Raw genomic sequence first — 7,355 nt, forward strand, 5'->3', positions numbered from 1 at the left:
GGGGGGGGGGGGGGGGGGGGGGGGGGGGGGGGGCCCCCCCCCCCCCCCCCCCCCCGCCGCCGAGCCTGACGGAACGGTCCTGAGCGGATACCCGCTCAGGGATTGCTGGACTACTTGGCCTTCTCGAGGATCTCCACGACGCGCCAGCGCTTCGTGGCGGAGGTCGGCCGGGTCTCCATCAGGAGGACCCGGTCGCCGATGCCCGCGGCGTTCTGCTCGTCGTGCGCCTTGAGCTTGTTGGTGCGGCGGATGACCTTGCCGTACAGGGCGTGCTTGACGCGGTCCTCGACGGCGACCACAACGGTCTTGTCCATCTTGTCGCTCACCACGAGGCCCTCACGGGTCTTGCGGAAGCCGCGCTGCTCGTCGGTCGTCTCAGTCACATTCTTCTCGCTCATCAGGCGCTCTCCACCGTCTCCACCGTCTCGATGCCCAGCTCGCGCTCACGCATGAGGGTGTAGATCCGGGCGATGTCCTTGCGGACGACCCTGAGCCGGCTGTTGTTCTCAAGCTGTCCCGTGGCCGCCTGGAAGCGGAGGTTGAACAGCTCCTCCTTGGCCTCACGCAGCTTGCCGACGAGTTCCTCGTCGCCCAGCTGGCGCAGCTCGGTCGCCTTGGTACCGGCCGCCATCACGACTCACCTGCCTCGCGCCGCACGATGCGGCACTTCATCGGAAGCTTGTGCGCGGCGCGGGTGAGCGCCTCGCGGGCAACCTTCTCGTTCGGGAAGGACAGCTCGAACATCACCCGTCCGGGCTTGACGTTCGCGATCCACCACTCCGGCGAACCCTTACCGGAACCCATGCGGGTCTCGGCCGGCTTCTTGGTCAGCGGGCGGTCCGGGTAGATGTTGATCCAGACCTTGCCGCCACGCTTGATGTGCCGGGTGATGGAGATACGAGCGGACTCGATCTGCCGGTTGGTCACATACGCGGGGGTGACGGCCTGCAGGCCGTACTCGCCGAACGCCAGCTCGGTACCGCCCTTGGCCTGTCCGCGGCGCGTCGGGTGGTGCTGCTTGCGGTGCTTGACCCTACGGGGGATCAGCATGGTACTTAGCCTTCCGTTCCGGGGGTCTCGGCGGCCGGGACCTCAGCGGCGGGCGCGTCGGCCTTGGGGGCCTGGGTGCCTTCCGTCTGAGGACGACGGCCGCGGCCACCGCGCTCGCCACCGCGCTCGCCACCACGGCGCTGCGGACGCTCGTTGCCGCCGCCGCGGGCCGGACGGTTGCCCGCCCTGGCAGCCGCGTTGTCGGCACGGACCTCGGCGATGTTCTTGACATTGCCCTTGTAGATCCAGACCTTCACACCGATCCGGCCGAAGGTGGTCTTGGCCTCGAAGAAGCCGTAGTCCACGTTCGCCCGCAGGGTGTGCAGCGGGACGCGGCCCTCTCGGTAGAACTCCGAGCGGGACATCTCGGCGCCGCCGAGACGGCCGCCGCACTGGATCTTGATGCCCTTGGCGCCGGCCTTCAGCGTGCCCTGCATGCTCTTGCGCATGGCACGGCGGAAGGAGACGCGCGAGGACAGCTGCTCGGCGACGGCCTGAGCCACCAGCTGAGCGTCCATCTCCGGGTTCTTGACCTCAAGGATGTTCAGCTGGACCTGCTTGCCGGTCAGCTTCTCCAGGTCACCGCGGATACGGTCGGCCTCCGCGCCGCGGCGGCCGATGACGATGCCCGGCCGCGCGGTGTGGATGTCGACGCGGACGCGGTCACGGGTGCGCTCGATCTCCACCTTGGAGATGCCGGCCCGCTCCATGCCCTGCGTCATCATCCGGCGGATGGCGACGTCTTCCTTGACGTAGTCCTTGTACAGCTTGTCGGCGTACCACCGGGACTTGAAGTCCGTGGTGATGCCGAGCCGGAACCCGTACGGGTTAACCTTCTGGCCCATTACCGGGTCCCTTCCTTGCTGGCGACGACCACGGTGATGTGGCTGGTCCGCTTGCGGATCCGGTAGGCACGGCCCTGGGCGCGCGGCCGGAACCGCTTCAGGGTCGGGCCCTCGTCCACGTACGCCTCGCTGATGTACAGCGACTCGGCGTCCGTGTGGTCGTAGTTGTGCGCGGCGTTGGCAATGGCGCTGTCGAGCACCTTGCCGACCGGCTCGCTCGCGGCCTGCGGGGTGAAGCGCAGGATCGCCTGAGCCTCCGTGGCATCCAAGCCACGGATGAGGTCCACCACGCGGCGGGCCTTCATGGGCGTGACGCGGATGTACCGCGCCTGGGCCCTGGCTTCCATGGTCGTCCCTTCAGTGTCTGTCTTCGTCGTCACGGTTCAGCCCACTCAGCGACGCCGCGACTTGCGGTCGTCCTTCTCGTGCCCGCGGAAGGTGCGGGTCGGTGCGAACTCGCCGAGCTTGTGGCCGACCATCGACTCAGTGACAAACACCGGGACGTGCTTACGGCCGTCGTGCACCGCGATCGTGTGGCCGAGCATCGCCGGGATGATCATCGAGCGGCGGGACCAGGTCTTGATGACGTTCTTGGTGCCTGCTTCGTTCTGGACGTCCACCTTCTTGATGAGGTGGTCGTCGACGAAGGGCCCCTTCTTGAGACTGCGCGGCATCTGAACCCGCTCCTAGCGCTTCTTGTTCGTCTTGCGGCGGCGGACGATGTACTTGCTCGATGCCTTCTTCGGCGAGCGCGTACGACCTTCCTTCTGACCCCAGGGCGAGACCGGGTGGCGACCACCGGAGGTCTTGCCCTCACCACCACCGTGCGGGTGGTCCACCGGGTTCATGGCGACACCGCGGACGGTCGGGCGTACGCCCTTCCACCGCATACGGCCGGCCTTGCCCCAGTTGATGTTCGACTGCTCGGCGTTGCCGACCTCGCCGATGGTGGCGCGGCAGCGGACGTCGACCATCCGGACCTCGCCGGACGGCATACGAAGGGTGGCCATGGTGCCCTCCTTCGCCAGCAGCTGGACCGAAGCGCCCGCGGAGCGGGAGATCTTCGCGCCGCCACCGGGCCGGAGCTCGATCGCGTGGATCGTGGTACCGACCGGGATGTTGCGCAGCGGCAGGTTGTTGCCCGGCTTGATGTCGGCGTTGGCGCCGTTCTCGATCCGGTCGCCCTGCTGGAGCTTCGCGGGGGCGAGGATGTAGCGCTTCTCGCCGTCCGCGTAGTGCAGCAGCGCGATGCGCGCGGTGCGGTTGGGGTCGTACTCGATGTGCGCGACCTTGGCGGGCACGCCGTCCTTGTCGTGCCGACGGAAGTCGATGACACGGTAGGCGCGCTTGTGGCCACCACCTTGGTGGCGAACGGTCACACGACCGGCGTTGTTACGGCCGCCCTTGCTGTGCAGGGGGCGGACCAGCGACTTCTCCGGCGTGGACCGCGTGATCTCGACAAAGTCGGCGACGCTGGAGCCACGACGGCCCGGGGTCGTCGGCTTGTACTTGCGGATACCCATTTCTCAGTCCTCGGATGATTCCGGACTTCTGAACGGCCAGCCTCCGTTAGGAGACCGGGCCGCCGAAGATGTCGATTCGGTCGCCCTCGGCGAGGGTCACGATGGCGCGCTTGGTGTTGGCACGCTTGCCGAAACCGGTGCGGGTGCGCTTGCGCTTGCCCTGCCGGTTGATCGTGTTGACCCCGGTGACCTTGACCTGGAAGACCGCCTCGACGGCCTGCTTGATCTGGGTCTTGTTGGCGCGCGGGTCGACGACGAACGTGTACTTGTTCTCGTCCAGCAGCGCGTAGCTCTTCTCGGAGACCACGGGCTTGATCAGCAGGTCACGGGGATCCGTGTAGGTCTTGCTGGTGATCTCGGTCTGCTCGGCCATCAGGCGTCGCTCCCTTCCAGCTCGGCCTCGTCGACACCGGCGCCGGTGAAGCGGTCGAACGCGCCCTTGGTGAAGACCACGTCGTCGGAGACGAGCACGTCGTACGTGTTCAGCTGACCGGCCTCCAGGATGTGCACCTGGGGCAGGTTGCGTGCGGACAGCCAGGCGGCCTCGTCGGCCCGCTCGAGGACCAGGAGCACGTTCTTGCGCTCACTGATCTTGCCGAGCAGCGTCCTGGCGGCCTTGGTGGACGGCGACTCGCCCTCGATCACGCCGGTGACGACGTGAATGCGGTTGTGGCGCGCCCGGTCGGTCAGGGCACCGCGCAGGGCGGCCTTGACCATCTTCTTCGGGGTGCGCTGCGAGTAGTCGCGCGGCACCGGTCCGTGCACGACGCCACCGCCGGCGAACTGCGGCGCGCGGGTCGAGCCCTGGCGGGCGCGGCCTGTGCCCTTCTGGCGGTACGGCTTGCGGCCACCACCGCGGACCTCGCCACGCGTCTTGACCTTGTGCGTGCCCTGGCGGGCAGCGGCCAGCTGCGCGACGACGACCTGGTGGATCAGCGGGATGCTGACCTTGGCGTCGAAGATCTCTGCCGGGAGCTCTACGGTCCCGGTCGTGTCGCCCGCGGGCGACAGGATGTCAATGGTGCTCATATCCTCAAGCCCCCTTGGCCGCGGTGCGGACCAGGACGAGGCCGCCGTTCGGGCCCGGGATCGCGCCCTTGATGAGCAGCAGTCCCTTCTCCGCGTCAACGGCGTGGACGGTCAGGTTCTGAGTGGTGACCCGCTCGTTGCCCATACGGCCCGCCATGCGCATGCCCTTGAAGACACGCCCAGGGGTGGCGCAGCCGCCGATGGAACCCGGCGAGCGGTGCTTGCGCTGGACGCCGTGGCCGGCGCCGAGGCCCTTGAAGTTGTGACGCTTCATGACACCGGCGAAGCCCTTGCCCTTGCTCTTGCCGGTCACGTCGACCTTGATACCGGCCTCGAACACCTCGGCGGTGATCTCCTGGCCGAGCGTGTACTCGGCCGCGTCGGCGGTACGCAGCTCCACCAGGTGGCGGCGCGGGGTGACGTCGGCCTTGGCGAAGTGGCCCTTGAGGGGCTTGTTCACCTTGCGCGGGTCGATCTCGCCGAAGGCGATCTGGACCGACTCGTAGCCGTCGGCGTCATTCGTACGGACCTGGGTCACGACGTTCGGGCCGGCCTTGACCACGGTCACAGGGACGACACGGTTGTTCTCGTCCCAGACCTGGGTCATGCCGAGCTTCTCGCCCAGGATGCCCTTGATCTGCTTGGTCATCTTTCCGCGCCTCTCAGAGCTTGATCTCGATGTCGACGCCGGCCGGAAGGTCCAGGCGCATCAGCGAGTCAACGGTCTTGGGCGTCGGGTCGAGGATGTCGATCAGGCGCTTGTGCGTGCGCATCTCGAAGTGCTCGCGCGAGTCCTTGTACTTGTGCGGCGACTTGATGACGCAGTACACGTTCTTCTCAGTGGGCAGCGGCACCGGGCCCGCGACCTGCGCACCAGTACGCGTCACCGTCTCGACGATCTTCTTCGCCGAGGAGTCGATGACTTCGTGGTCGTAGGCCTTGAGCCGGATGCGGATCTTCTGTCCCGCCATGGCTACTCCGTAGTCCTTGTCTCTATTCAGCTCCGGCATCCGCTTGCTCCGACCCACGCGGTCGGGCGTGTCGCGCCCCTCGCCATGATTTTCCGCATGCGGAATTCCCTGCCAGGGGTTTGCGTGGGAGATAACACCCACCGGATGCCTGGCCGGAGCCGCACTGACGCTTCCCGGAAGATTCCCGTACGTCCGCCCCAGCGCTGCCCACCTGGGCAGTTAGGGCGACGAGTACCGTGGGACTCGCTTCCGGTCCTCCCGACGGGAGGCGCGCAGCATCGGCGCTCGACCGAGCAACTTGGGTAGTCTGCCATACGGGCCGCACCGGACGCCAATCGAGCCGGGTAGCTTACCCCTCGGTGCTCGGCCCCCAAACGCGGGCGGCCGGTCCCACGCCATGGGCAGGGCTTTACGCCCCCTGGTATGCCGCGGGTAAAGTCGCCAGCCCGACGAGAGGCCCGCTCGTGAGTATGACCAGCCGCACCCCGGGGCAGCCGCTGCCCGAGCAGGCAGGGCCCGCCCCCGTGCGCGAGCCGCAGGCAGCGGCCCCGGGCGGCGCCAAGGCGAAGCCGGTACGGCTGGCCGCCGTCGACGCGCTGCGGCTGGTGGCGGCGCTCTCCGTGGCGGCTTACCACTTCCTGGGCACGGGCACCGCCCAGTACTGGGGAACCGATCCGCGCGACTTCGCCCGGCCGCTGCACCAGGCGAGCATGTACGGCTGGCTGGGCGTCGAGGCGTTCTTCGTGATCAGCGGGTTCGTGATCTGCATGAGCGGCTGGGGCCGCACCCCGGGCCAGTTCGCCGTCTCCCGGCTGTCGCGCCTGTACCCGGCCTATTGGGCCGCCCTCGCGCTGATCGTGCTGTACCGGGTGCTGCTCGCCATGCGGCAGGGCGATGCGAGCGGGATACCCGACCTCCGGCAGATCGTCGGAAACCTCACGATGGCTCCCGAGCAGGTGGGCGTCCACGAGCTGAACGGCGTCGTGTGGACCCTGTGGGTCGAGGCCCGCTTCTACCTCCTGATGGCCGTGGTCCTGGCCTTCGGTACGACCTACCACCGGATGCTCGGCTTCTGCACGGCCTGGCTGGCGCTGGCCGTGGTCACCCGGCAGATGCACGTCGCCCTGCTCGACCAGGTCGTCCAGAGCGACTGCGCGGGCCTGTTCATCGCGGGGATCGTCCTCTACCTGATGTACCGCTTCGGCCGGAATCTGCTGCTGTGGACCATGCTCGGGCTGGCCTGGGCCTACGAGCTGGTCGCCCTGCACGACCGGACGTACTACCACATGCGGGACACGGCCGGCCCCAAGATCGCCGTGTCCTGGCCGGTCTGCGCGCTGCTGCTGACCGGCTTCCTGGCGCTGCTCGCCCTGTGTGCCTTCGGCCCGCTGCGACGGCTGCAATGGCGCTGGATGGTCACCGCGGGCATCCTGACCTACCCCTTCTACCTGGTGCACCTGACCCTGGGCACGGCCCTGGGCGTCAACCTGACCAACCACGGGCCGGCGCTGGGTCCCTGGGTCAACCTGCTGACGACCCTGGCCGCGATGCTGGTGCTGTCCTGGCTGATCCACAAGCTCGTGGAGAAGCCGCTGGGCCTCGCGATGCGGCGCGGCCTGGCCGCTGGGCTCAACCCGCCCACGGCGAGAGCGGAGGCGGCGGCTGCCGCGGCGGCCAAGGCGAAGGCCGAAGCCGAGGCTCGGTCCGGGGCCGGCGCCGGGAGCGGGTCCGGGAGCGGGAGCGGGGCCGGGGCCGGGAGCGGCTGACCGGCGCGGCGCCCGCCGTCGTGCGGGCGGGCCGGTGTCAGCTGATGTAGTAGCCCATGATGTCGGCGATCAGATCGACGCTGCCGTAGGCGTTCCAGAAGTCGACCTTGCCGTTCACGACCGGCACGACCACCAGGTTCGGGATCGTCTGCCCCGCCACGAAGTTCAGGT

The 7,355-nt window shown here is 68.4% G+C and carries 12 protein-coding genes; 1 reads left to right on the plus strand and 11 read right to left on the minus strand.

The genetic code is table 11. The features are described 5' to 3' along the window. Nucleotides 1-110: 110 nt before the first annotated feature. From rpsQ to rpsJ, 11 genes are read right to left on the minus strand one after another with little or no spacing between them, the layout of a single operon-like run. Nucleotides 111-398, minus strand: coding sequence for a 30S ribosomal protein S17 (gene rpsQ, locus V7E46_RS29955; RefSeq protein ID WP_188284650.1), 288 nt, complete (start codon nt 396-398; stop codon nt 111-113). Beyond that, the gene (rpmC, locus tag V7E46_RS29960; RefSeq protein WP_033177802.1) at nt 398-631 is read right to left on the minus strand and encodes a 50S ribosomal protein L29; all 234 of its coding nucleotides are present in this window, start codon (nt 629-631) and stop codon (nt 398-400) included. The genes rpsQ and rpmC overlap by 1 nt, the downstream gene beginning before the upstream one ends. Then, entirely contained in the window at nt 631-1,050 is a 420-nt protein-coding gene (gene rplP, locus V7E46_RS29965) for a 50S ribosomal protein L16 (protein WP_329175565.1), read from the minus strand. The genes rpmC and rplP overlap by 1 nt, the downstream gene beginning before the upstream one ends. Nucleotides 1,051-1,055: 5 nt before the next feature. Then, entirely contained in the window at nt 1,056-1,895 is an 840-nt protein-coding gene (rpsC, locus tag V7E46_RS29970) for a 30S ribosomal protein S3 (RefSeq protein WP_329175567.1), read from the minus strand. Then, nucleotides 1,895-2,242, minus strand: coding sequence for a 50S ribosomal protein L22 (rplV, locus tag V7E46_RS29975; protein ID WP_329175569.1), 348 nt, complete (start codon nt 2,240-2,242; stop codon nt 1,895-1,897). The genes rpsC and rplV overlap by 1 nt, the downstream gene beginning before the upstream one ends. A gap of 45 nt (nt 2,243-2,287) precedes the next feature. After that, the gene (gene rpsS, locus V7E46_RS29980) at nt 2,288-2,569 is read right to left on the minus strand and encodes a 30S ribosomal protein S19 (RefSeq protein WP_033177798.1); all 282 of its coding nucleotides are present in this window, start codon (nt 2,567-2,569) and stop codon (nt 2,288-2,290) included. A gap of 12 nt (nt 2,570-2,581) precedes the next feature. Next, on the minus strand, nt 2,582-3,418 hold the full coding sequence (gene rplB, locus V7E46_RS29985; protein WP_329175572.1) for a 50S ribosomal protein L2: 837 nt from the start codon (nt 3,416-3,418) through the stop codon (nt 2,582-2,584). A 46-nt stretch (nt 3,419-3,464) separates the two neighbouring features. Next, a complete protein-coding gene (gene rplW / locus V7E46_RS29990) occupies nt 3,465-3,791 on the minus strand; it encodes a 50S ribosomal protein L23 (protein WP_329175573.1) in 327 nt (108 codons plus the stop codon). After that, complete coding sequence (gene rplD, locus V7E46_RS29995; protein ID WP_329175574.1) at nt 3,791-4,447, minus strand: 50S ribosomal protein L4; 657 nt, start codon at nt 4,445-4,447, stop codon at nt 3,791-3,793. The genes rplW and rplD overlap by 1 nt, the downstream gene beginning before the upstream one ends. 4 nt (nt 4,448-4,451) lie before the next feature. Further along, nucleotides 4,452-5,096, minus strand: a complete 645-nt coding sequence (gene rplC, locus V7E46_RS30000) for a 50S ribosomal protein L3 (protein WP_327289212.1) — start codon at nt 5,094-5,096, stop codon at nt 4,452-4,454. Between the two features lie 13 nt (nt 5,097-5,109). Continuing rightward, nucleotides 5,110-5,418, minus strand: coding sequence for a 30S ribosomal protein S10 (gene rpsJ, locus V7E46_RS30005; RefSeq protein WP_014144312.1), 309 nt, complete (start codon nt 5,416-5,418; stop codon nt 5,110-5,112). A gap of 470 nt (nt 5,419-5,888) precedes the next feature. On the opposite strand from rpsJ, the gene V7E46_RS30010 reads away from it, so the two are divergent. After that, on the plus strand, nt 5,889-7,184 hold the full coding sequence (locus tag V7E46_RS30010; RefSeq protein ID WP_333771362.1) for an acyltransferase family protein: 1,296 nt from the start codon (nt 5,889-5,891) through the stop codon (nt 7,182-7,184). The last annotated feature ends 171 nt before the right edge of the window (nt 7,185-7,355 follow it).

It is taken from the genome of Streptomyces sp. IBSBF 2435, assembly GCF_036815005.1.
Taxonomy (GTDB): domain Bacteria; phylum Actinomycetota; class Actinomycetes; order Streptomycetales; family Streptomycetaceae; genus Actinacidiphila.

Bases quoted from the DNA above. Each gene is read 5' to 3' on its own strand.
- rplC (WP_327289212.1), bottom strand. From the start codon at position 5,096: ATGACCAAGCAGATCAAGGGCATCCTGGGCGAGAAGCTCGGCATGACC.
- V7E46_RS30010 (WP_333771362.1), top strand. From the start codon at position 5,889: ATGACCAGCCGCACCCCGGGGCAGCCGCTGCCCGAGCAGGCAGGGCCC.
- rplW (WP_329175573.1), bottom strand. From the start codon at position 3,791: ATGGCCGAGCAGACCGAGATCACCAGCAAGACCTACACGGATCCCCGT.
- rpmC (WP_033177802.1), bottom strand. From the start codon at position 631: ATGGCGGCCGGTACCAAGGCGACCGAGCTGCGCCAGCTGGGCGACGAG.
- rplB (WP_329175572.1), bottom strand. From the start codon at position 3,418: ATGGGTATCCGCAAGTACAAGCCGACGACCCCGGGCCGTCGTGGCTCC.
- rplD (WP_329175574.1), bottom strand. From the start codon at position 4,447: ATGAGCACCATTGACATCCTGTCGCCCGCGGGCGACACGACCGGGACC.
- rpsQ (WP_188284650.1), bottom strand. From the start codon at position 398: ATGAGCGAGAAGAATGTGACTGAGACGACCGACGAGCAGCGCGGCTTC.
- rplV (WP_329175569.1), bottom strand. From the start codon at position 2,242: ATGGAAGCCAGGGCCCAGGCGCGGTACATCCGCGTCACGCCCATGAAG.
- rpsS (WP_033177798.1), bottom strand. From the start codon at position 2,569: ATGCCGCGCAGTCTCAAGAAGGGGCCCTTCGTCGACGACCACCTCATC.
- rpsC (WP_329175567.1), bottom strand. From the start codon at position 1,895: ATGGGCCAGAAGGTTAACCCGTACGGGTTCCGGCTCGGCATCACCACG.
- rplP (WP_329175565.1), bottom strand. From the start codon at position 1,050: ATGCTGATCCCCCGTAGGGTCAAGCACCGCAAGCAGCACCACCCGACG.
- rpsJ (WP_014144312.1), bottom strand. From the start codon at position 5,418: ATGGCGGGACAGAAGATCCGCATCCGGCTCAAGGCCTACGACCACGAA.